This window comes from Sandaracinaceae bacterium (assembly GCA_020633055.1).
Taxonomy (GTDB): domain Bacteria; phylum Myxococcota_A; class Polyangia; order Polyangiales; family Houyiibacteriaceae; genus JADJJE01.
This window is the reverse complement of record JACKEJ010000005.1, coordinates 600,859-622,439: the sequence shown is the minus strand read 5'-3', so window position 1 is coordinate 622,439 and position 21,581 is coordinate 600,859. Positions and strand designations below refer to the sequence as shown.

Here is a 21,581-nt window from a genome sequence, read left to right as displayed (position 1 = left end):
CCGCGGGAGGGCCGTGGACAACCTACGCGGCATCGCGTTGATGGTGGGCTCCATGCTGGGCTTCGCGCTCGAGGACATGTTCATCAAGCGCGCGTCGAGCGCGCTGCCCATCGGGCAGATCCTGCTGTCGCTGAGCGTGGTGGGCACGCCCCTGTTCGCGGCCGCGGCCCGTCGCGACGGGGCGGCCGTGTGGTCGCGCGCCCTGCTTCACCGACACGTCCTGGCGCGCAACCTGGGCGAGCTGGTCGGCACGCTCGGCTTCGTCATGGCCATCTCCCTCACGCCCCTGACCACCGCGACGGCCATCTTCCAGGCCACCCCGCTGGTCGTCACCATCGGCGCCGCAACGTTGCTCGGAGAGCGCGTGGGCGTCGGCAGCTGGCTCGCGATGCTCGTCGGGCTCGCGGGCGTCCTCGTGGTCATCCAGCCCGGGCTCGACGGCTTCGAGCCCAACTCCCTGTGGGCGGTGCTCGCGGTGCTCGGGCTCTCGGTGCGCGACGTCACCACGCGCATGGTGCCCGCGGGCGTCTCCACCATGCAGCTCGCGTTCTCGGGCTTTCTCTCGGTGGGCTTGCTGGGCGCCGTGCTGGTCGTCTCGGGCGGTGGGTTGCTGTCTCCGACGCCCGGGCAGCTGGGCCTGCTGGGCGGGGCGCTCCTGTGCGGCATCGTGTCCTACTGGGCCATCACCGAGGCCATGCGTGCGGGCGAGGTGGCCGTCGTGACTCCCTTCCGCTACTCGCGCTTGCTGTTCGCCCTCGTCATCGGTGGGCTCGTGTTTCGTGAGCGGCCCGATGCCCCCACCCTCGCTGGGGCGGCCCTGGTCGTGTTCTCGGGGCTCTATACATTGCACCGCGAGCGCCTCAAGCGTCGCGAGGGGGTCGTACCGTCATGACCGAGTGGATTGGCTTCATGGCGGCGTTCTGCACCACCGCCGCCTTCGTTCCCCAGGTGGTCCAGGTGTGGCGTACGCGTCGCACGCAGGACCTCTCGCTCGGGATGTTCTCGTTGATGACCACCGGTGTCGCGCTCTGGCTCGCCTACGGCCTGCTGGCGGACAGCGCGCCCGTCTATGTCGCCAACGGTGCCACGCTGGTGCTCGCCGCGTACATCCTCCTGATGAAGCTGACCGAGGGCCGGCGGCGCCCGTAGCCGTTCGGGGACCCGAGCGGGGCGCGAGTGTGGCACTCTGGCGCTGCCAGTCAGAGAGGCCCTCTTGCTCGAGTCCGTCAGCGTCCCACCTGCATTCGCGCCCGTCTTCGAGCGAGCGCAGGAGTACGTGCGGCAGTACTTCCAGGAGCTCCGGCAGGAGCCCGAGCGCGGCACCATCGGCGTGGCCGACGAGCGCTACGTCCTCGTGCGGGCGCGCGCCCTCTCGGTCGAGTTCGTCGACGTGGTGCGCGAGCTGTACGGATCGCAGGGGGACCAAGGCACGAAGGTCGCGCGCGAGATCCTGTTCGACCTCGCGCACGCCATGGGCATGAGCGACGCCCGCGTGTTCGCGGAGCGGCTGGGCGTACAGGATCCGGTCGAGAAGCTGTCGGCGGGTCCCGTGCACTTCGCGCACGCGGGGTGGGCCTTCGTCGACATCCACGCCGACAGCCGCCCGCGGCCGGACGACGACTTCGTCCTGTACTACGACCACCCCTACTCGATGGAGGCCGACGGGTGGATCGCGGCGGGGCGCCACGCGGACTTCCCGGTGTGCGTGATGAACTCGGGGTACTCGTCGGGGTGGTGCGAGTCCGCCTTCGAGATGCCGCTCGTCGCGGCCGAGATCACCTGCCGCGCCATGGGCGACGCCCAGTGCCGCTTCATCATGGCGCCCCCAGCGCGCATCGCCGAGCGCATCGACGCCTACACCGCGGCGCACCCGGAGGTAGTCCGGCGCGCCGAGCGCGTCGAGGTCCCGGGGTTCTTTCGCCGCAAGGGGACCTCCGAGGCCCAGGCGGCTCATGCGGAGCAGCTAGCACGCGAGAACGTGGAGCTCGAGCGACGCGTCGAAGAGCGCACCCAGGCGCTGCAGCGCGCGAACGAGGCGCTCACCCGGGAGCTCAACGAGCGACGCGAGGCGGAGGCTGCGCTGCGACAGTCCGAGGCCATCAACCGCCACATCGTCGAGGCCGTCCCGAGCGGCATCGTGCACGTCGCAGCCGACGGGGCGATCCACGCGGCCAACGGCGAGGCGCAGCGCATCTTGGGGCTTGCCTACGACGAGCTCACGCGCCGCTACACCACCGACTTCGCGACGGAGACCATTTGGGAGAGCGGCCAGCCGGCAGCCCCCGAGGACTATCCGGTGACCCGCGCCCTCGTGACCGGGGAACCACAGGGCCCCGAGACGCTCGGCGTGCGGCGCCCCGACGGCGCCACCTCGTGGGCCATCTTCCGCGCCTCGCCGGTGCGCGCGCCCAACACGGGAGAGCTCACGGGGGCCATCGTGACCTTCGTCGACATCACGGAGCGCAAGGCGGACGAAGAACTCAGGCGCCAGCTCGAGGACCAGGTGCAGCGCAGCGAAAAGCTGGAGAGCCTCGGCTTGTTGGCGGGGGGCGTCGCGCACGACTTCAACAACCTGCTGGTCGGTATCCTGGGCAACGCGTCCTGGCTGGCGCGCGGCCTCGAGCCAGGTTCGCGGGAGTGGCAAGCCACGCAACACATCGTGACGGCGGGGAGGCGCGCCGCGGACCTCACCAAGCAGATGCTCGCCTATGCCGGCCGCGCCCAGCTGGAGACGGTGACCGTGGACGTGCGCGCGCTCGTGGCGGAGATGCGCGACCTGCTGCAGTCGCGCGTCCCCGACGGAGTCGCCGTTCACTACGCGCTCGGAACCGAGGCGCGTGCCGTGCTCGGCGACCCAGCCCAGCTGGGGCAGGTGGTCATGAACCTGATCACCAACGCGGGCGACGCCGCCCACCAGCGGCACGCGGGCGCGGGGCGCGTCGATGTGAGCGTGTCGCGTGTGGCGTTGAGTGAGGAGGCGCTCCGCCAGATGCACCAGCACGGGCGCGCCCAGCCGGGGGCGTTCGTGTGCGTGAGCGTCACCGACGATGGCGTGGGGCTCGAGCGTGAGACTCTCCCGCACGTGTTCGACCCCTTCTTCACGACCAAGAAGGGAGGCCACGGGCTTGGGCTCGCCGCCGTGTTGGGCATCATCCGCGCGCACGCGGGGGCGTTGGACATCCAGTCGGAGGTGGGCGTCGGGACGACGTTCCGGGTCTTCATCCCGGTCGGCGCGCCCTCACACGCCGGACCGAAGACGACTCCGTCGGGCGGTGTCGCTCCTCCCCTGTCGGGGCTGTTCCTGGTCGTCGACGACGAGCCGACGGTGCGCACCCTCGCGGCCGCGGCGCTGACGGACCTCGGCCTGTCGGTGGCCCAGGCACGCGACGGTAGGGAGGGGCTCCAGCGGTACGCCGTCCATGGCGATGATGTGCGTGGCATCTTGCTCGACCTCACCATGCCTGGTGTCGATGGCTACGAGGTGCTGCGCGAGGTGCGCCGGACGAAGCCGAGCCTGCCCGTCGTGCTGTGCTCTGGCTACGATCGGCACGAGGTCCTCGACCGTCTGCCGCCCGACCCCCACTGCGTGTTTCTGTCCAAACCCTTCACCGTGGAGCAGCTCGAGCATGCGGTCCGCACCGTGCTCGCCACAATGTCATGAACGCACCCATCGAGCTTCGACGCACCGACCGCGTCTTCGTGCTCACCGGCGCAGGCATCAGCGCCGAGAGCGGCATCGCCACCTTCCGCGACGCCGGCGGCCTGTGGGAGGGTCACCGCCCAGAGGACGTTGCCACGCCCGAAGCGTGGGCCCGCGACCCCCACTTGGTGTGGCGCTTCTACAGCGAGCGGCGCGCGCAGGCCGACCGCACTCGACCCAACCCCGGCCACGAGGCCATCGCGGCGCTCCAGCGCGCGCTCGACGACGACAACGTGTTCCTGTGCACGCAGAACGTCGACGCGCTGCACGAGGCGGGGGGCTCACCGCAGGTGTTCCACATGCATGGCGAGCTGTACAAGACCCGCTGCGAACGCCCCGCGTGTTCGCTCGAGCCCTTCGACGACCACGCCCTGTACATGGACGAGCTGCCCGTGTGCCCCGCCTGTGGCGCGCGGCTCCGGCCGCACATCGTCTGGTTCGGGGAGGAGCCGTTCGGGATGCACCGCATCGTGCGCGAGGTGCGCGGCTGCGACCTGTTCGTGACCATCGGCAGCAGCGGCGTGGTCTACCCAGCCGCCGGCCTGGTGCGCGAGCTGCTCTACCGCCGCCAGATGGGCGAGACCTGCCGCTCCGTCTACGTCGGCCTCGAAGAGCCCGCCAACGCGGACAGCTTCCAGGAGGTGCGGCTCGGCAAGGCGGGCGAGGTGCTGCCCACCCTCTTCCGGGTCACCTGACGCGACCCGCATGATGCGCCGCTGCGTCGCCGAACACCCCCATTGGCCCTCGGCGACGCATGCAAGCCATCTTCACGCGGTCGCGATCACGCTCACTGACACGCGGCCGGAACGGTCGCGTTCGGCATGGCGGCGAGGCCCTGACGCCAGCCGTCGATGGCGGCCTGGCACGCGGCGTCACCAGCGGAGCCCGACTGACCCGCCTGGCGCACGCCAGCGCAGGTGGACTCGGCGTTGAGCGTGTTGCCGATGGCGGGGTTCAGCGCGACCATGGCCTCGATGTAGCCGGTGCAGCAGTTGGCGGCGCGCTCGCAGACGCTGCCACCACCGCCACCTGCGGCCGGAGCCGCCTCAGCCGCCGGAGCCGCCGCCGCCGGAGCCTCGGCCGCCTCCGCCGCCGGAGCTTCGGTCGCCTCGGCCTCACCGCCGCAGCCGATTCCAAGCACGAGCGCCCCCGCAAGGATGAGTTTCGAAATCGTGTTCATGATGTCTCCTTCTTCTCGTAGTGCTTCCTGTCGAAGCCCGGGGAGGAGACCACGTTTTCGAGCGTTTGACATCCACCTCACCAAAAATATCGCTGCGACGCCCAGGAGCCCTCGGGACGCCACGCGCGTACGGGGTTGCGCTCCCCGCGAGCCGCCCTGACCATCGCCGCATGATCGAGATTCGCGAACTAGCATCTCTGGAGGCCCACTTGGCCGCGGGCCACGAGCTGCGCGAGGTGGTGTTGTGTGGGCTCGACCTCAGCGCCCACGGTGCGTCCCTCCGTCAGGCTGGGCTCGACGGCGCCGTCCTGCTGGGATGTGAGATGGGGTCGGACGATCTGGCCGCTGCCGTGGACCAGGGCGCGCTCGTGTTCCCGCGGCTGCCGCGCGCGCTGCCGTTCGAGCCCTGGCGCAGCCAGCTCTACCGTGTCGAGCAGCTGTTCGACGCATTCGACCCGACCGACCCCTGCTCGTACTGCGACACCCTGGACGCCCGCATCTACCGCCACTTCCGCGCACACGGCGGCGCCGATGAGCCCGGGCTGCTCGAGGCCCTGGCTCGTCGCCTGCACGACCACGGCATCTCGGAGGCTCTCGAGGCGTTCCTGGTCGATCACCCACGCGTCGTCGCGTTCATGGGCGGCCACGGGATGGCGCGTGGCACAGAGGCCTACGACGACGTGGCCAGGCTGTCCGCGCAGCTCGCGGCCCGCGGCTTCCTCATCGCCACCGGCGGCGGCCCCGGCGCCATGGAGGCCGCCAATCTCGGGGGGCGCCTGTGTCGCGCGCCCGCGGCGCTCTCGGACGCGCTCGGGCTCCTGTCCAGCGCGCCCAAGTACACCGACGAGCGTTGGCTCGCCCGTGCGTTCGAGGTCCGCGCTCGATACGCGCCACTCTTCGCCGACCCCGCGGCCGTCAGCCTCGGTGTCCCCACGTTCTTCTACGGCCACGAGCCCCCGAACGCTTTCGCGTCCCACCACGCCAAGTACTTCGCCAATTGCACTCGGGAAGAGGGCCTGGTCAGCCTCGCGACGCACGGCATCGTGTTCGCGCCGGGCAGCGGCGGCACCGTGCAGGAGATCTTCCAGGACGCGTGTCAGAACCACTACGGTACGGTGCGCGGTCTAGTGTCCCCGATGGCCCTCTACGGCGTCGACTACTGGACCAACACGCTGCCGGCGGCGCCGCTCCTACGCGCGTTGTCCGACAAGGGAGGCTGGAGCGATCGCGTGCTGGTGACGGACGACCCCGACGAGATCGTAGCGTTCGTCGAGCGCCACGGGCCCCGCGCGGTGAGGCGCGACGACTGGTCGTTCTGCGGCGCCCACTGCGCTTCGTGAGCGGCGACCGCGTCTTGGTAGACTGCGTGGTGGCCGCGGTACGTGCGCGTCCAGATCAGCGCGCCCGCACGCGCAGCGGCAGCCCTCCGGCGGGCGTCAGCGTGATGTTCCGCCGCTGGGTGCGCACCTCGGTCACCTCTGCCACCGGCGCGAGCTCGCGCAGGATCGTCGCGAGCACGATGCGCATCTCGTAGAGCGCGAAGGCCTCGCCGATGCAGCGGCGCAGCCCACCGCCGAAAGGAAAGTACGTGTAGGGCGCTGGCTTGTGGTCGATGAAGCGCGTCGGGTCGAAGCGCTCGGGGTCGGGCCACGTGTCCGGATCGAAGTGCACCAGGTAGATGCTGCACCCCACCGCTACCCCAGGGGGCAGGTCGACGCCGCCGATACGTGTGGGGCGCTTCACGATGCGGCCCACGCCCGGGATGACGGGGTGCATGCGCAGCGACTCCTTGCAGACCGCGTCGAGGTACACGAGCTCTCGCGAGCGATCGACGTCGAACGCGGCCTCCGTGCCGAGCACCTCGTCCAGCTCCGCTTGGGTCCGCGCGAGCACGTCGGGGTGGATCGAGAGCCGATGCAACGTCCAGGAGATGGCGGTGGCGGTGGTCTCGTGTCCGGCGACCAGCAGCGTGAAGAGCTCGTCGCGGATCTCCTCGTCGCTCATGGGGGAGCCATCCTCGTGCTTCGCCGCGAGCAGCATGGACAGGATGTCCTCACGCGGCGCTTCACGCCGCCTGCGCGCGATGAGCGCGTCCATCTCGGCGTAGATCTCCCTCCGCAGCCGCACGAAACGCCCCCACGGGGAGCGCGGCCCGAGGTCGCGCTGGAACGTCCGCACGACGTACAACGGGTTGTCGAGGATGCGTAGCGCCGTGGCCAGCAGATCCCTCATGCGGTCCTGGTCGGCGCCGTCGACCATGCCGAACACGGTCCGCAGGATGACCTCCAATGTGATGGCCTGCGTCTCGCGCTGCATGGGGAAGCGTTGGTCGCGGGGCCAGCGCGCCATGGCCCGCACCGTGATGTCGCGCATCGCCTCCCCGTATGCGCGCATGCGGTCGCCGCGGAACGGAGGCAACAGCAGGCGTCGCTGCGAGCGGTGGCGCGCTCCGTCCAGCACGAGCACGGAGTACGCGCCCAGGAAGGGCTCGAGGATGCCGTTGGCCTCGCCCGCGTGCATCACCTCGTCACCCGTCGCGAACACCTCGCGCACGGCCTCGGGCTCACTGAACTGCACCAGGCGCGGGATGCCAGGGATGCGCAGCGTCGCGGTCTTGCCGTACTCGGCGCGGACGGCACGCAGGAACGCCTGGGGCGTGAGCAGGAACGACAGCATCTGCATGGTGGCAGGCGTGCCGGGGCCAGGCGGGAGCGCGTCGCGGCGAGCCTCGTGGGCTGGGCGCGCGGCGCGGCGGGCGAGCTCATCGACGACGGAAGTGCGGAGGTCCACGCTCGTCAGCGTCGCACGGGCGTCCGCCGTTGTCGCCCGGATTCCTCGGCGACGACTCACCCTGCGTGGAGGCCGATGCTCAGCAGCCGTCGTAGCTGTAGGCCGCGTCCGAGGGTCCCACGAGGTCTCTGTCGCGGAGTGCGATCGAGAGCTGAGGGAACGCCGCGCAGCCCTCGGTGAAGTCCTGCTCGCGGTACTCGATGACCAGCACGCTGGTCCCGTAGACGGCGGTGTACACGTCGCACTCGTCGTAGCGGTTGCACTCTTCGGCCACGACGAAGTCCGTGGCCATCTCTGCCCGGCGGCCCACCAGCTCCGCGGAGTTCTTCTGCGCCACCGCCATGCCGCGCGCGTGCGCGCCGTCTGCGAAGAGACGCATCATCGCCACAGCGTCCGCCTCCGTCAGGCGCCCGCCCGAGCGCGCGAAGGTGTCCAGGTTGTCGATCTCCACCGCGTCGAAGCCAGCGGCCTCGCAGCCAGCGATCCAGTCGTCCACGATCGCCGCGATGGCGGTGCGCTTCTCGGGCGTCCCGACGTCCAAGAGCATCTCGTCCCAGTCGGGGTCGATGACCGGGTCACCGCCGTCGTCCCTCAACACGAGGGTGGGGTGCTCGTCCAGCCAGAAGGCGTTCTCGTGCGCCTGCGCCTGGAAGCCGTTCACATAGCAGATGTTGTAGAGCCCCGTGACGATGGGGGCCTCTCGGTCCCGTGAGACGATGCTCACACCGGCAGGAGGTGGGTACGCCTCGCCCAGCTGGTAGTCGAGGCCGCCGTTCGCGGGCGGGAGCGGATACGTCGACTCCACCACGCCCGTGTCGGCCAGCGAGCTGTCCGTGACCCCGGCGTCACCCGCGGTACCGGACGCGCCGCCACACCCATGCTGCGCTGGTAGCAGCGTGAGGAGAAGCACGAGCGAGGAGCAGCGGCGGGCCGAGCGCATCCGAGGAGTATAGAGGGGTGTGCAAGGGTCGGGGCTGGGGATGTGCCTTCGACCGGGCGAGCACGCTCGGGAGCGATCGCAGGCGCTCAGGTGGCGTAGAGCAGCGTGGAAGAATCCAGCGCGACCGCCGCGTACGCGGCCACGAGTCCGAGGAAACCGGCGAGGCCGACGGCGAGCGCGAGCTTGAAGCGTCGGCGCACCAACAAGGTGATGAAGCCGACCAGCACGAAGGGCTGGTTGCCGCAGCTGCACAGCAGCGTCCCGAGCTCCGGGAGGATCAGGAAGCTCTCGCGGTAGGCCCGCGCATCGTCGATCTGCGCGTGGTGGATCGCGGCGAAGGCCATGGCCGCGAGCGCGCTCACCAGCACGAGCACACCCACGCTGATCGCCGCATAGTCGGGGAGCCCAAGGGGTTTCACCGGGGTCGTCGCTTCCGTGCTCACGTCCAAGCTTGTATCACGCGCGCGGGGCGCCTGCGTGGCGGCCGCGGCCGCTCTTGTTCAGGCCGTCGCGTGGGACGCCGAGGAGCTCCCGCAGCTCACCCAGCGTGAGCGTGAGGGCCTGCTCGTACGGGAGCGGCTCGTGGAAGAGGGATGGGCGCGGACCCGTCGCGCGGAACGCACGCAGCGTGCGACGCGGCGCGACGAGCAGACCGAAGAGCGCGCCGCTCGCCACGATGCTGCCCACGTACAGGCCGACGGGGCGCAGACCGCGACGCAGCTCCCACGCGCTCACCTCTGCCTCGCCGGCGGGATCGGTCCCGTAGCCCAGCAGCGCGTGGTGCAGGTCGTGCCACATCAGGGCCCAGCGGTGCTTCTTGGTGTTGGGAACCTTGATGGCGATGCCGCCCGCCAGCTTCGCGTCCGTGAATGGCGAGTCGTAGGCCTCGATGCTGAAGCCGTTCTCGGCGAGGTATGCATCACGTGCGGCGAGCACGGACCACTGGGCGGGGTAGGGGTTGCTGAGGTCCATGGCGAAGGTCTGGGGTCGCACGGAGCAGGCGAAAAGCGCGTGAGCGGGCACAAAGTGCGTGCCCGCAGCTTGACGTTCGCGGTTTAGTAAGTAAACACTTTCTTACTATGGCGCGGCCCCAGCAGTTCGACAGCGAAGCCCTCCTCGAGTCCATGAGGGACACCTTCCTCGACTTGGGGCCGGGCGCATCGACGCAGGAGCTTGCCAAGCGCGCGGGCGTGAGCGAGGGGACGCTCTACAAGCGCTTCGGCAGCAAGCTGCGGATGTTCATCTTCGCCCTCCGCCTCCCGCAGATCGAGGAGTGTGAGTGGTTCACGTCCATCCCCGAGCGCGTGGGGAAGGGCAGCATCGAGGAGCACCTGGCCCACATCGCGCTCGGCATGCACAGCTACGTCAGCGAGCTGATGCCCTGCTCTCAGATGATCGCGGCAAACGGCAAGCTCGAGCCCAAAGACTTCGCCAAGCTCTTGGGCAAGGGCGAGAAGGCGCCTCCGTTCATGAGCATCGACGCGATGACCTCGTACTTCCAGGGCGAGATGAAGCTCGGGCGGGTGCGCGCCTGCGACCCCGGCGGGCTCGCGCGCCTGTTCATCGGTGCGGTCATCCACGACGTGAACCTCAGGCTGCACTTCCCAGACCAGGTCCCGTCCAGCCCACCCACCGTGGCGCGACTGATCGCGGAGACGGTCGCCCGGCTCGCCACGGTGCCCGAGGCGCAGCAGCCCACCCAGACACCCGCACGACGCGCGCGACGCCCGCGCGACTAACGCTCCTGCCACTCGAACGACCGACGTGGGCGGACTCGTCACCTTCAGTTAGTAAGTAAGTGCTCACTTCTAGCGTCCCCCCAGACCTCCCATGACCTACCTTCCCCCCACTTCCCCTGCTTCCGCGACTGCTGTTCAGGCGGTCGCGCTGGCCATCTTCGGCGCCCTCGCGCTCCCTGCCGCGCTCGCATCGGCGCAGACGCATACGCCTGTCTCGCCGCTGGACACGACGCCTGCTGGTCCTCCACCAGCGGGGAGCGGCACGATCGTCGCGCCCACGGCGAACCCCACCGCGCCGCCGACCACGCGCAGCAGCGGGTCGGAGCTGGTCGACGCGCTCCCCGTCGGGCCCGTCGCCGGAGCCGAGCCGCTCGAGCTCCCCGAGCTATTGCCCGAGGGGGTGTCCGCCGCGGCGGGGCTCACGCCCGAGGCCGCGATTGCCCGCGCTCGCGAGGTCTCGCTCGACACCCGCATCGCCGGGGCGCGGCGCGAGGCGGCGGACGCTGCGGTGCAAGGCGCGCGACGAGCCTACGTGCCACGCGCCTCGGTGACCGCGCGCTACACGCGGCTGTCCAGCTACACGCCCGGCACCATCCAGTCATTCGACACGCCGGGTTGTCTGTCCAACATCGCCGACTGTCAGACCAACCCTGGAAACTATCTCAACGACGTCGTCCTCCAGCAGCCCATCCTCAACCAGTACGCGCTCACCACGAGCGTGTCCGTGCCCCTCAGCGACTACGTGGGCGCGACCCGCCGTGAGCTGCAGGCCGCGCAGCTGGAGCGTGAGGCCGCCGTGGCCGCCGAGCGCGGCGCGTCGAGCGACAGCGTGCTCGTCACGCTCGAGACCTACTTCGAGGTCGTGCGCGCGCGCGCCCAGCTGGGCGTGGCAGACGACGCCGTGGCCGCCGCCGAGCAGCGCACCAGCGACACGCGCGCGCAGGTCGAGAGCGGACTCGTGACCGCGAGCGCGCTGCTGGAGGCCGAGGCCAGCGCGCAGTCGTTCGTACGCCTGCAGACCGTCGCGCGGAGCCGCGTCGTGGTGGCCGAGCGGGCGCTGCGCGACTTGCTGGAGCTACCCGACGAAGAGCCCATCGTGCTGTCTGTCGAGCTGGCCGCGCTGCCCGCCGGGGACGCGCGCGAGCCTGAGGAGCTGCGCACCGAGGCGCAGGCCAACGACCCCTACGTGACGGCGTCGACGCTGCGCGCGGAGGCGCAGGCCGTGCGGGCCGACGCCGAGCGCGCGCGCATGTTCCCGTCGTTGTCCGTGACGCTCAACCACACCTACGCGAACCCCAACTCGCGCATCTTCCCCCAGACCACGCAGTTCCGTGGGACGTGGGACATCAGCGCGCAGCTCACCTTCTCCCTCGACGGCTCGCTGTTGGCCGGCGCCCGCCGCAACCAGCGCCTGGCCCTCGCCCTCGAGAGCTCGCTCACGGCCGAGAACGACGCCCGTCGTGCGGGCCGCGCCGCCATCGAGGCGCAAGGGCTGCTCGTCGCCTCCTTGGCCGAGGTGGACGCGCGCCGCCTGGCAGCGACCAGCGCCGCTCAGCGTGAGCGTGATGCCGCGGCCCGTACGCGCGCGGGCCTCGGGACGCGGCGGGAGGTGCTGGACGCCAGCGTGGCCTCTTTGCGCGCGCGCCTCGACCTGGTCGACGCCGTCGTCGACGCCCACATCGCCAACGCCCGCCTCGTCCGCGCCCTTGGCGCCGACGGCACCCCATGAACGTCAGCTCTCCCCCCACCTCATCGAGCTCATCGCACTCCCCCCGAGCCCTCTCCGTAGGTACGACCATGCACTCCCCCCACACCCACTCCTCTCTCGCTCCCGCCTTGTTCCTCGGCGGCCTGCTCGCCGGCTCCCTCGGCGGTGCGCTCAGCGGCTGCGAGAGCTCCCGCGCTGGCGCCGCCGTCCCCGCCGACACCACGCCCGAGGTCGTCGAGGTCAGCACCGCGACCGCGCGCGTGGAGCAGATCCCCAACACCCTCGCGCTCGACGGGACGCTGCAGCCCCGTCGCCACGCGCGGCTCTCGCCGTTGGTCAGCGGGCACGTCGCCCAAGTACGCGTCGAGCGCGGTGACGTCGTCGCCGAGGGCGACCCGTTGGTCGTCCTACGTCAGGTCGACCTACGCCTCGCCGCCCGGGCCGCGTCCGCGCGCGCCGAGGCCCAGCTCGAGCAGCTGGGCGTGGAGCGCACCACTGAGTTCGACCCGGACGCCGTGCCCGAGGTGGTCGCCGCCCGCGCCGACTGGGAGAACCTCGAGGACCAGCTGCGGCGCGTGACCCCGCTGCACGCCGAGGGCGTCGTGGACGACCGCAGCTTCGAGCAGGCGCGCAGCGCAGCCGAGGCCGCGCGCGCACGCTACGATCAGGCCCGCACCCGCGCGCGCGGCTCGCTCGCCAGCTACGTCGCGCTCTCCTCCGAGGCGCGCCTGCGTCGTAACGAGGCCAGCAACACCACTGTGCGCGCCCCGTTCGCGGGGGCCATCATGGAGCGCCTGGTCGAGGTCGGCGAGTTCGTCGGCACGCAGTCGCCCGTGGTGGAGCTGGTGGACGCCTCCGAGCTGCGCCTCGAGCTGGCGGTCCCGGAGCGGTACGCCGCGCTGGTGCACGAGGGGCAGTCCGTGCAGGTGACCGTGGATGGAACCGAGCAGCAGGTCACGGGCGAGGTGCGCTTCATCGCCGCCGCCCTCGACACCGCCAATCGCACGCTCACCATCGAGGTCGTCATCGACAACCACGACGGGGCCATCCGCGCGGGGCACTTCGCGCGCGCCGAGCTGCAGCTGGACGGGACGCGCCGCGTCGTCCGGGTCCCGACCAACGCGCTCTCGGAGCGGGCGGGCGTGTACCGTCTGTTCGTCGTCGAGGACGGGATCGCCACCACCACCGCGGTGCGCGTGATCGATCGCACGGACGACGTCACCACCCTCGACGCCGAGCTCCCCGACGGGACCGTCGTCGTCACTCTCCCCCCCCGCAACCTCGCCGACGGCGTGCCCGTGCGCGTCGTCCCAGAGAGCTGAGGAGTCCGTCATGCAGTGGCTCGCACGCGTCGCCGTCTCTCGCCCGGTCTTCACCTGGGTCATGTCGCTGGTGCTCCTCGTCCTCGGGGTGGCCAGCGTGGGAAGCCTCCCCGTGGACCGCTTTCCCAACATCGACGTGCCGTACGTCACGGTCGTCGTGCCCTACCCCGGCGCCTCTCCCGCTCAGGTCGAGACCGAGGTGACGGAGATCATCGAGGAGGCGGTCGGCAGCGTCTCCGGCCTCTCGGAGCTGCGCTCCACCTCCTACGAGGGCCTGGCGGTCGTCGCGGTGCAGTTCGAGCTCGAGAAGGACGGTGACGTCGCGGCCCAGGAGGTGCGCGACCGCGTCAACCGTGTGCTGTCGCAGCTGCCCGAGGGCGTCGAGCCGCCGCGCATCGAGAAGCTCGATCCGGACGCGCAGCCCATCTACTACGTCGCCCTGCGCGGTCCTGGCACGGCGCAGGAGCTGACGCAGTTCGCGGACGACGAGCTCAAGGGGCCCCTCGAAGGTCTCGCGGGCGTCGGCTCCGTGCAGATCCTGGGCGGGCGTGAGCGCGAGATCGGCGTGGCCCTCGACCCCGCGCGTCTGCAGGCCCTCGGCCTGTCCATCACGGACGTGGCGGTCGCGCTGCGTCGCGAGAACCTCGAGCTGCCGGGCGGCGACGTCGTCAACGGCGGCGAGACACGCCAGGTGCGCGTGCCCGGGCGCGTCGGTACCGCGGCCGAGCTGGCGGACCTGCCGGTGATGCAGCGCGGCGGGCAGGTGATCTACCTGCGCGACGTCGCGACGGTGACCGATGGCGCGGCCGAGGCCGAGTCGCTCGTCACGCTCGACGGCGAGAACATCGTCATGCTCACCGTCACGCGTCAGAGCGGCACCAACGCCATCGCGGTGGCGGACCGCCTCGCCGAGCGCATCGACGAGATCCGGGCGCGCCTGCCGGCGGGCTACCAGGCCGACGTCGTCCGCGACGAGAGCACGTTCTCGCGCACGTCCGTGGACGCCGTGAAGGAGCACCTCTTGCTCGGCGCCATCTTCGCCGTGCTCGTGGTGTTCTCGTTCCTCCGCAACGGGCGCGCGACGGTCATCGCGGCGCTGGCCATCCCCGTGTCCATCATCGCCACGTTCGCGGTGCTGAGCGCGCTGGGCCTGACCCTCAACATGATCACTCTGTTGGCGCTGACGCTCGCGGTGGGCATCGTCATCGACGACGCCATCGTGGTCATCGAGAACGTCATCCGCTTCCTCGAAGAGCGCAAGCTCGCCCCACGCGAGGCCACGCTCGAGGCCACCAAGGAGATCGGCCTGGCCGTCATGGCCACGACGCTGTCGCTCGTCGCCGTGTTCCTCCCGGTGGTCTTCATGGGCGGCATCGTCGGGCGCTTCCTGTCGTCCTTCGGCATCACCATGAGCGTCGCCGTGCTGGTCTCTCTGTTCGTGGCGTTCAGCCTCACGCCGATGCTCTCGTCCAAGTGGCTGAAGCGGAGCGGCAAGCACCACGGCACGCGCCCGCACCCCGTCGGGGAGGCCCTGCCCATGAGCGGTCCCGAGGAGCGCGCGCGCTACCGTCAGTTCCTGCGCGGCGAGTCCGGCTTCCAGCTGGAGGATGGCTTCCTCGAGCGCTGGTACGGCAAGCTGCTCGCGTTCTCCATGGGTCACCGCTGGGTGGTGGGCATCGTCATGATCGTCGCGCTGGCTGGCATCCCCGTCATCGGCGCGCGCGTCCCCACGGGCTTCCTCCCCACCGACGACGAGGGCCGCTTCGAGATCACGGTCGAGGCGCCGCAGGGCACGTCGCTCGCCGAGACCGAGATCATCGCCGAGCGCCTGGCGCGCCAGGTGCGGTCGCTGCCCGAGGTCGAGCACACGGTGCTCATGGTCGGCAGCGCGGAGGGCGACATCAGCGGACGCGGCAGCCACGAGGCGCTCATCTACGTGGGCCTGGTGGACCAGACGGAGCGCGACCGCAGCGAGCTCGAGGTCGAGGAGCACATCCGCGCCGAGTACCTCCCCTCGTTCGTCGAGCGGGAGCAGTCGAAAGCCGAGATCTCCCGCATCTCGGGCTTCGGTGGGTCGGGACCGCAATCGGCGCCGATTCAGTACCTCCTGCGCGGACCGGAGTTCGCGTCCCTCGAGCGCTTCTCGGACAGCCTGGCCGAGGCGCTCGGTCACGAGCAGGGCGTGTCGCAGGCGGACACCACGTTCCGTGAGGGTCGCCCCGAGCTGCGCGTGGAGATCGACCGCCCCCGCGCGGCGGAGCTGGGCGTGACGGTGTCCGCCATCGCGGACGCGCTGCGCATCCTGGTGGGCGGCGCCGACGTGACCAACATCGCGGTGGCGGGCGACCAGTACGACGTGAACCTGCGCGCAGGGGAGGAGTTCCGACGCAGCGCGGCGGACCTCGACCGCTACGAGGTGCGGGCGCTCGACGGACGGCTCGTGCCGCTCTCCCAGGTGGCGCGCGTGGTCGAGGGCGTCGGGCCCGCGGCCATCGAGCACGTGGGGCGCGAGCGCAGCGTCATGGTCTACGCGACCACGCTCCCCGGCGCGTCCACGGCGAAGCTCATCCAGACGCTCAACCGCACGGCCGCGGAGCTGAACATGCCCCCCGGCTACTCCACCGCCCTCACGGGTCAGGCACGTGAGTTCGGCAAGGCGGCGCGAGGCTTCCTCATCGCCATCGTGCTGTCGTTCGTCTTCATGTACCTCATCATCGCGGCGCAGTTCGAGAGCTGGGTCTACCCCCTCAGCATCTTGGCGTCCCTGCCGCTCACGGTCCCGTTCGCGCTCTTCTCCGTGCTCATCTTCGGGCAGTCGCTGAACGTCTACTCCATGCTAGGTCTGTTGGTGCTGTTCGGCATCGTGAAGAAGAACTCCATCTTGCAGGTGGACCACACGCTCACGCTCATGCGCGAGGGCTTCTCACGACCCGACGCCGTCATGCTCGCCAACCGCGACCGCCTGCGACCCATCCTCATGACCACCATCGCCTTCGTGGCCGGCATGGTCCCGCTGCTGCTCAGCAAGGGCGCGGGCAGCGGCACCAACCACGCCATCGCCGGCATCGTGCTCGGTGGTCAGACGCTCGCGCTGCTGCTCACGTTGGTCGGCACCCCCGTGATCTTCACGTGGCTCGACGACCTGGCACGCCGCGGGTCCCGCGTGGCGGCCTGGGTGCGCGCGCGCCTGGGGTCCGATGACGAGGGCGTGGACGGCGACGAGGCTCCCCACGCGGCTTGAGCGGTAGGCTGCCCCCCCCGTGCGTCGCACGCATCGTGCGGGGGGCCGGCCGGGCGCCGCGCGAACCCCACCAAGTCGACGGGACAACCGCTGCGGGTCGGGCGAGCTGCCGTGGCGCGAGTGCGCCGGGGCCGAGCGAGCCGCCGCGCGGTGACGACTCAGCCGCCCGTCGCGTGCACGTGCTCGTGGATCTCGCGGGTCAGCAGCTCGATCTTCTGGCTCAGCTGGTGGGTCAGGTCGGTCAGCTCGGTGTTGCGCTGCATGAGCGTCACCAGCAGCGCGAGCTGCTCCGTGCTCGCCGCCTCGCGCAGGGCCGCGTCACGGGCCAGCGCCTCGCGGTGCCGCGCGTCGTTCTCGGCGCTGGCCTTGTCTCGGTCGGCCTGCCGCGTCTGCGCCAGCAGGATGAGCGGCGCGGCGTAGGCCGCCTGCAGGCTGAACGCGAGGTTCAGCAGGATGAACGGGTACAGGTCGAAGCGCGCGACGCCCGCCACGTTGACGGCGATCCACACGAACACCACCACCGTCTGGCCCAGCAGAAAGGTGGGCGTCCCGAAGAAGCGGGCGAAGCGCTCCGCGCGGATCCCGAACGCGTCCCCACCGAACACCGACGCCAGGTGCACGCTGCGCAGGTGGAAGCGCAGCGCGTGGTTCTCCGGGTGAACGTTCGGGCCCGCAGCCGCGGGCGCAGGGGAGGGGGCGGACGTGGCGGGGGTCGGCTCGTCGGTGCTCATGCACGTCGAATACGCCGAGTGCGGCTCGCGGTCGAGGGTGCCGCGCCTCATGAGCCCCCGGACGAGCGCCCGCTGTGTCGTGCGGCAGCCTCCCGCGTCGCGAGCGCTCAGCGGCCGCGCAGGACGATGCGGGCCATGGCCGCGCCCTTGCGCAGCTTGTCGCGCAGCCCGTCCGGGGTGCGCAGGTGCCGGTGCCCGCGCAGCAGCGTCTTGCTGCTGACCTTCGTGCGCACCTTCTCGGCGATGACCGGGTTCAGGTGCCCGTCCGCTGCCAGCTCTGCGAAGAGCGCGAACACGTTGCCCAGGTCGAAGAAGTCGCGCTGCTCGCTCCACTTCCCGCCGCCCGCGTAGCGGAACCACGAGCCACCCACGCCGGCCACGTCGTAGTCGCTCCCGTCGGGTCGCTTGACGGGCGCGACCTGCCGCCAGAACGCGACGATCTCGCCCAGCGTCTCGTCGATCAGGATGCGCTCGTAGGGATACTCCCAGCCCTCGAAGCCCTTCATCTGGTAGCCGATGGCCACGTCTTCGATCTCGCGCCGCCCGCGCGCCTCGAACTCCTCGTTGGGCCCGATGTTCCAGCGATAGACCGCGTCGTCCGTGTAGAACGGCCCGAGGGTGGAGATCCAGTCCCCCGCAGCCTCCGCGCGCCGGTTGGCGTCCAGCCACGCGTTCATGGTCTGCTCCAGCTCTTCGCGCGTGAACTTGCCAGCAGGCTTGGGGTTGATGGCTTGGACGGTGGTCATGGTGGCTCCTCGTGCGTGATGCGGCGCCACGGTACCAGACCTCGCGGCGAGGCGTGAACCCGGCGCCTCTGCGCGTCCAGCGTCGCGGCGAGACCTATCGCGGCTAGGCGAGGCGCGGCCCGTTCGTGCCGCGGCGCTGGACACAGGGGTCTCCCTTCCACGTCGGGCGAGAAACGCCGACGCCCCTCGCACGTGGAGGGGCGTCGGAAGAGGTCCTACGCGCGAGTGCTCCCGCGCGCGGTGCGCATCAGCCGGCGGCGAGGGCCGCGTCGTAGTTCGGCTCCTGCACGATCTCGGGCACCAGCTCGCTGTAGACGACCTTGTCGTCGCCGTCGATGACGAGCACGGCGCGCGCCGTGAGGCCCTTCAGCGGACCGCCCTCCATGGTGAGGCCGTAGTCGGCGCTGAAGCTGCTGCGGAACGAGGAGAGCGTCACGACCCCCTCGATGCCCTCGGCGCCACAGAAGCGCTTCTGCGCAAAAGGCAGGTCCGCGCTGATGGCCAGCACCACCGCGCCGTCCTTGCCCGCCGCCTTCTGGTTGAAGGCCCGCGCGGTCGCCTGACACACGCCCGTGTCGTAGCTGGGGTTGATGGTGAGGATCTTGGTCTTGCCCGCGAAGTCCGCGAGGGTCTTCTCGCTGAGGTCGGCGGCGACCAGGGTGAAGTCGGGGGCCTTGCTGCCCACGGCCGGGAGGTCGCCGTTGGTGCTGACGGGGTTGCCCTTGAAGGTGATATTGGCCATCGGTGTCGCTTACTTTCGGTGTTCGATCTCGGGCGCGCGCTTGAAGAACGCGTTCGTCGTCGGGTCGTTGTAGGTCTTGTAGTCGATGACCCAGGGGGCGACGGTCATGTCGTCGCCCTCGTAGGTCACGGTCATGGACTTCGGAGTCACAGAGCGATAGCTCGAATCGGGCGGCAGGTCACCGTTGTCCATGCCTCCGGCCGAGAAGAGCGTGATGAGGGTGATGTTCTCGTCGTCGTAGTTCTTCAGGAACCCGTCGTCGACCTTCTCGTGCCCGCGCACGAGCGTGTTGCAGCCCATGCGGTTCAGGAAGCGCGTGGCCTGCAGCCGCCCGAACGGGAAGCGCGCGGACTGCTCCTGCAGCTCGGCGGGGATGACGTCGGCCGAGCTGGGGTCGCTCCACATCATCTGGAAGCGCATGTCCGGGTCGTTCAGCGCGGACATGTCGTGCCACTTCTCCTTCAGCAAGCGGTCGCGCGGGATGCCCGCGTGTACGTACATGGTGCGCCCGAAGAGCAGCACGTTCGGCATCTTGTCGAACAGCTTCATGTAGTGCTGGAAGACCTCCACCGGGAGGTGTGGCTTGAGCGTGTTGATGGCCTCGGCCGGCTTCACGCCCCCGAAGATCTGCCCCTTGTACTCCAGGTAGTATTCGTGGTTCCCGCGCAGGACGTAGACGTGGTCCGGCGCCGTCACGAACATCTGCATCACGCTCCGCAACACGCCGTTCAGGCTGAACATGCCGCGGTCGATGTAGTCCCCGAGCAGCACCAGGATGGGCTTCTTCATGCCCGCCGGGTTGGCCTTGTAGGCGGCCACCTTCGCAAAGAAGTCAGCCTGCATGACCGCGCCCTTGAGGCAGCTGTAGCAGCCATGCACGTCGCCCAGGACGGTCAGCTCGTAGCCCGGGCAGTTCGGGTCCACCGGGTGCACGTAGGTGTGCCCGTCCAGGAACGGCTCCTGGCCGATGAACGCGTCCACCTTCTGCGCCCCCTCGAGCTTCCCGGCGCCCTTCTCGGCCTGCTTCGCGAGCAGGTCGATCATGGTGTCGATCAGGTTCCGGTCTCCCTGAATCTGCTGCTTGATGGTCTCCGGGTCGGCCGAGTAGTGGTGCTCGAACTGGTCGAAGAACGGGTGCGTGACCTGGGACGCGCGCATGTCGATCGGCGCGTCCGCGATGCGCACCTTCTTGTCGCCGTCGGCAACCGCGATGTCGATGTCGATCTCGCTCTCGAACAGGTCGATCAGCTCGTTGCGGAACTTGAGCTCGGCGGGATGCAGCTCGCCGTCCGCCGCGATCAGGTCGTCCATCGCGTCGATCAAGATCTTCTGGTTGTCCTCGTCGAACTCCTGGAACAGCTCGAAGCAGCGCAGCTTGAGCTTGGCGTGGATGAACGCGTCTTGGTCCTCGTCCTTGGCGACGGCCTCCGTGAACAGCTCGCGTACGTGGCGGTCGATGCCCTCGAACACTTCGTGGAAGTGCTGCGTGAACTTCCCCACCAGCTCCTTGCGGAGGTTCTCGTCGGCGTTGGGCATGCCGGTCGTGACGCGCGTCTCGACCAGCTTCCGGATGTAGTCGCGGACGAACTCCTTCTCGCTGCTGTCGAAGTCCCCGTCGATGTAGCCGAAGGTCGTCAGGTAGAAGATGATCGCCTGCATCTGGCGTTCGGCGAGCTTGGGATCGGTGCTGAACTTGACCATCCGGCGATGATACACTGATCGCACATGTTCAAGCGATCCCGAGCGCCACAGGACGTTCTCGACGAGGTGGCGCGTCGTGACAAGGAGGCCAAGCGCCTCGGACTGCTGCCCCGCATGGTCCGCGGGGGCCCGTTCGAGGTGCGCCGCTTCGCCGGCCCCGAGCGCTGGATGGAGCCCCTCGAGGGCCTGCGCGTCACGCACCTGACCGACCTGCACGTGGGGCGCGTGACGCCCATGGACGTGCAGCACGAGGCCGTCGCGATCGCCAACGCGCAGCAGCCCGACCTCGTCGCGCTGACCGGCGACTTCGTCTGCCACAGCCTCAACTACCTCGACGAGCTCACCGACGTGCTGAAGCGCCTGGACGCACCGGCCATCGCGGTGCTGGGCAACCACGACTACTGGGCGGGTGGGGAAGAAGTGCAGCAGGCGCTCGAGCGCGCCGGGGTGCAGGTGCTTCGCAACCAACACACAGTCCTCCACTTGCGTGGCAAGCCCCTGCAGGTCGTGGGGCTCGACGACGCGTACACGGGACACGCCGACCTGCGCGCGGCCACACGTGGGTTGCGCTCCGACATTCCCACCTTGGCGCTGAGCCACATTGGCGAAGAGGCCGACGCGCTGTGGGACAAGGGGGCCGAGCTGGTGCTCGCGGGTCACACGCACGCGGGTCAGGTGACGCTCGCGGGACTGCACGAGCTGGCCGTGGGCAAGCTCGCCGGTCACAAGTACGTGCACGGCGTGTACGGATCGCGGCGCGCCGACACGTTGCCCAAGGGCGCCCTCTACGTCGGCGCGGGGGTGGGCGCCGCGGTCATGCCGCTGCGTCTCGGGGAGCGCGCGCGTCGGGAGGTCACCTCCTTCGAGCTGGGCATGGCGATCGGCGCGGTGGACGAGCACCACGACGACCAGCCCGCGCTCAAAGGGCGGCCACCCACGGCGGCCACCAAGGCCCGGCGCGCGGCGGCGGTGGTGAAGAAGAAGGCCAAACGCACGGCAAAGAATGGTGGTTCCACTTTCCGGCTCGACGAGAAGTGAAAC

At 70.1% G+C, this 21,581-nt stretch carries 19 protein-coding genes; 10 read left to right on the top strand and 9 right to left on the bottom strand.

The window, feature by feature from the left end; all coding sequences use genetic code 11:
- Positions 1-13 precede the first annotated feature (13 nt).
- The 4 genes from H6726_07445 (at position 14) to H6726_07430 (ending at position 4,395) form a co-directional block, all read left to right on the top strand.
- On the top strand, positions 14-892 hold the full coding sequence (locus H6726_07445; GenBank protein MCB9657470.1) for a DMT family transporter: 879 nt from the start codon (positions 14-16) through the stop codon (positions 890-892).
- Positions 889-1,149, top strand: a complete 261-nt coding sequence (locus tag H6726_07440; GenBank protein ID MCB9657469.1) for a SemiSWEET transporter — start codon at positions 889-891, stop codon at positions 1,147-1,149. The genes H6726_07445 and H6726_07440 overlap by 4 nt, the downstream gene beginning before the upstream one ends.
- Positions 1,150-1,213: 64 nt before the next feature.
- Positions 1,214-3,661 carry a response regulator gene (locus tag H6726_07435; protein MCB9657468.1) on the top strand — a complete coding sequence of 816 codons (2,448 nt, stop codon included), beginning with the start codon at positions 1,214-1,216 and terminating at the stop codon, positions 3,659-3,661.
- Entirely contained in the window at positions 3,658-4,395 is a 738-nt protein-coding gene (locus tag H6726_07430; protein MCB9657467.1) for an NAD-dependent deacylase, read from the top strand. The genes H6726_07435 and H6726_07430 overlap by 4 nt, the downstream gene beginning before the upstream one ends.
- Before the next feature lie 92 nt (positions 4,396-4,487).
- Here H6726_07430 and H6726_07425 read toward each other — a convergent pair whose 3' ends face one another.
- Positions 4,488-4,880 carry a hypothetical protein gene (locus H6726_07425; GenBank protein ID MCB9657466.1) on the bottom strand — a complete coding sequence of 131 codons (393 nt, stop codon included), beginning with the start codon at positions 4,878-4,880 and terminating at the stop codon, positions 4,488-4,490.
- A gap of 170 nt (positions 4,881-5,050) precedes the next feature.
- Here H6726_07425 and H6726_07420 point away from each other — a divergent pair, with 170 nt between their 5' ends.
- Entirely contained in the window at positions 5,051-6,220 is a 1,170-nt protein-coding gene (locus H6726_07420; GenBank protein ID MCB9657465.1) for a hypothetical protein, read from the top strand.
- Between the two features lie 55 nt (positions 6,221-6,275).
- On the opposite strand, the gene H6726_07415 is transcribed toward H6726_07420, so the two are convergent.
- From H6726_07415 to H6726_07400, 4 genes are all read right to left on the bottom strand, one after another.
- Positions 6,276-7,670: a cytochrome P450 gene (locus tag H6726_07415; GenBank protein MCB9657464.1), complete on the bottom strand. Its 1,395-nt coding sequence runs from the start codon at positions 7,668-7,670 to the stop codon at positions 6,276-6,278.
- Between the two features lie 79 nt (positions 7,671-7,749).
- Positions 7,750-8,610, bottom strand: coding sequence for an endo alpha-1,4 polygalactosaminidase (locus H6726_07410; protein MCB9657463.1), 861 nt, complete (start codon positions 8,608-8,610; stop codon positions 7,750-7,752).
- A gap of 86 nt (positions 8,611-8,696) precedes the next feature.
- Positions 8,697-9,053, bottom strand: a complete 357-nt coding sequence (locus H6726_07405) for a hypothetical protein (GenBank protein ID MCB9657462.1) — start codon at positions 9,051-9,053, stop codon at positions 8,697-8,699.
- Between the two features lie 13 nt (positions 9,054-9,066).
- The gene (locus H6726_07400; protein MCB9657461.1) at positions 9,067-9,582 is read right to left on the bottom strand and encodes a hypothetical protein; all 516 of its coding nucleotides are present in this window, start codon (positions 9,580-9,582) and stop codon (positions 9,067-9,069) included.
- A 107-nt stretch (positions 9,583-9,689) separates the two neighbouring features.
- Between H6726_07400 and H6726_07395 the strand changes: the two genes are divergently transcribed.
- From H6726_07395 to H6726_07380, 4 genes are all read left to right on the top strand, one after another.
- Positions 9,690-10,349, top strand: a complete 660-nt coding sequence (locus tag H6726_07395) for a TetR/AcrR family transcriptional regulator (GenBank protein ID MCB9657460.1) — start codon at positions 9,690-9,692, stop codon at positions 10,347-10,349.
- Positions 10,350-10,440: 91 nt separating this feature from the next.
- Positions 10,441-12,078 (top strand): TolC family protein, encoded by a 1,638-nt coding sequence (locus H6726_07390; GenBank protein MCB9657459.1) that lies wholly within the window; start codon positions 10,441-10,443, stop codon positions 12,076-12,078.
- A gap of 68 nt (positions 12,079-12,146) precedes the next feature.
- Positions 12,147-13,379 carry an efflux RND transporter periplasmic adaptor subunit gene (locus tag H6726_07385; protein MCB9657458.1) on the top strand — a complete coding sequence of 411 codons (1,233 nt, stop codon included), beginning with the start codon at positions 12,147-12,149 and terminating at the stop codon, positions 13,377-13,379.
- A 10-nt stretch (positions 13,380-13,389) separates the two neighbouring features.
- Complete coding sequence (locus tag H6726_07380) at positions 13,390-16,620, top strand: efflux RND transporter permease subunit (protein ID MCB9657457.1); 3,231 nt, start codon at positions 13,390-13,392, stop codon at positions 16,618-16,620.
- Between the two features lie 158 nt (positions 16,621-16,778).
- On the opposite strand, the gene H6726_07375 is transcribed toward H6726_07380, so the two are convergent.
- From H6726_07375 to H6726_07360, 4 genes are all read right to left on the bottom strand, one after another.
- On the bottom strand, positions 16,779-17,351 hold the full coding sequence (locus H6726_07375) for a DUF1003 domain-containing protein (GenBank protein MCB9657456.1): 573 nt from the start codon (positions 17,349-17,351) through the stop codon (positions 16,779-16,781).
- Between the two features lie 107 nt (positions 17,352-17,458).
- Positions 17,459-18,097, bottom strand: coding sequence for a nuclear transport factor 2 family protein (locus tag H6726_07370; protein MCB9657455.1), 639 nt, complete (start codon positions 18,095-18,097; stop codon positions 17,459-17,461).
- Positions 18,098-18,344: 247 nt separating this feature from the next.
- Entirely contained in the window at positions 18,345-18,839 is a 495-nt protein-coding gene (gene tpx, locus H6726_07365; protein ID MCB9657454.1) for a thiol peroxidase, read from the bottom strand.
- A gap of 9 nt (positions 18,840-18,848) precedes the next feature.
- The gene (locus tag H6726_07360) at positions 18,849-20,540 is read right to left on the bottom strand and encodes a metallophosphoesterase (GenBank protein MCB9657453.1); all 1,692 of its coding nucleotides are present in this window, start codon (positions 20,538-20,540) and stop codon (positions 18,849-18,851) included.
- A gap of 114 nt (positions 20,541-20,654) precedes the next feature.
- Here H6726_07360 and H6726_07355 point away from each other — a divergent pair, with 114 nt between their 5' ends.
- The gene (locus tag H6726_07355) at positions 20,655-21,578 is read left to right on the top strand and encodes a metallophosphoesterase family protein (protein ID MCB9657452.1); all 924 of its coding nucleotides are present in this window, start codon (positions 20,655-20,657) and stop codon (positions 21,576-21,578) included.
- Positions 21,579-21,581: the final 3 nt, after the last annotated feature.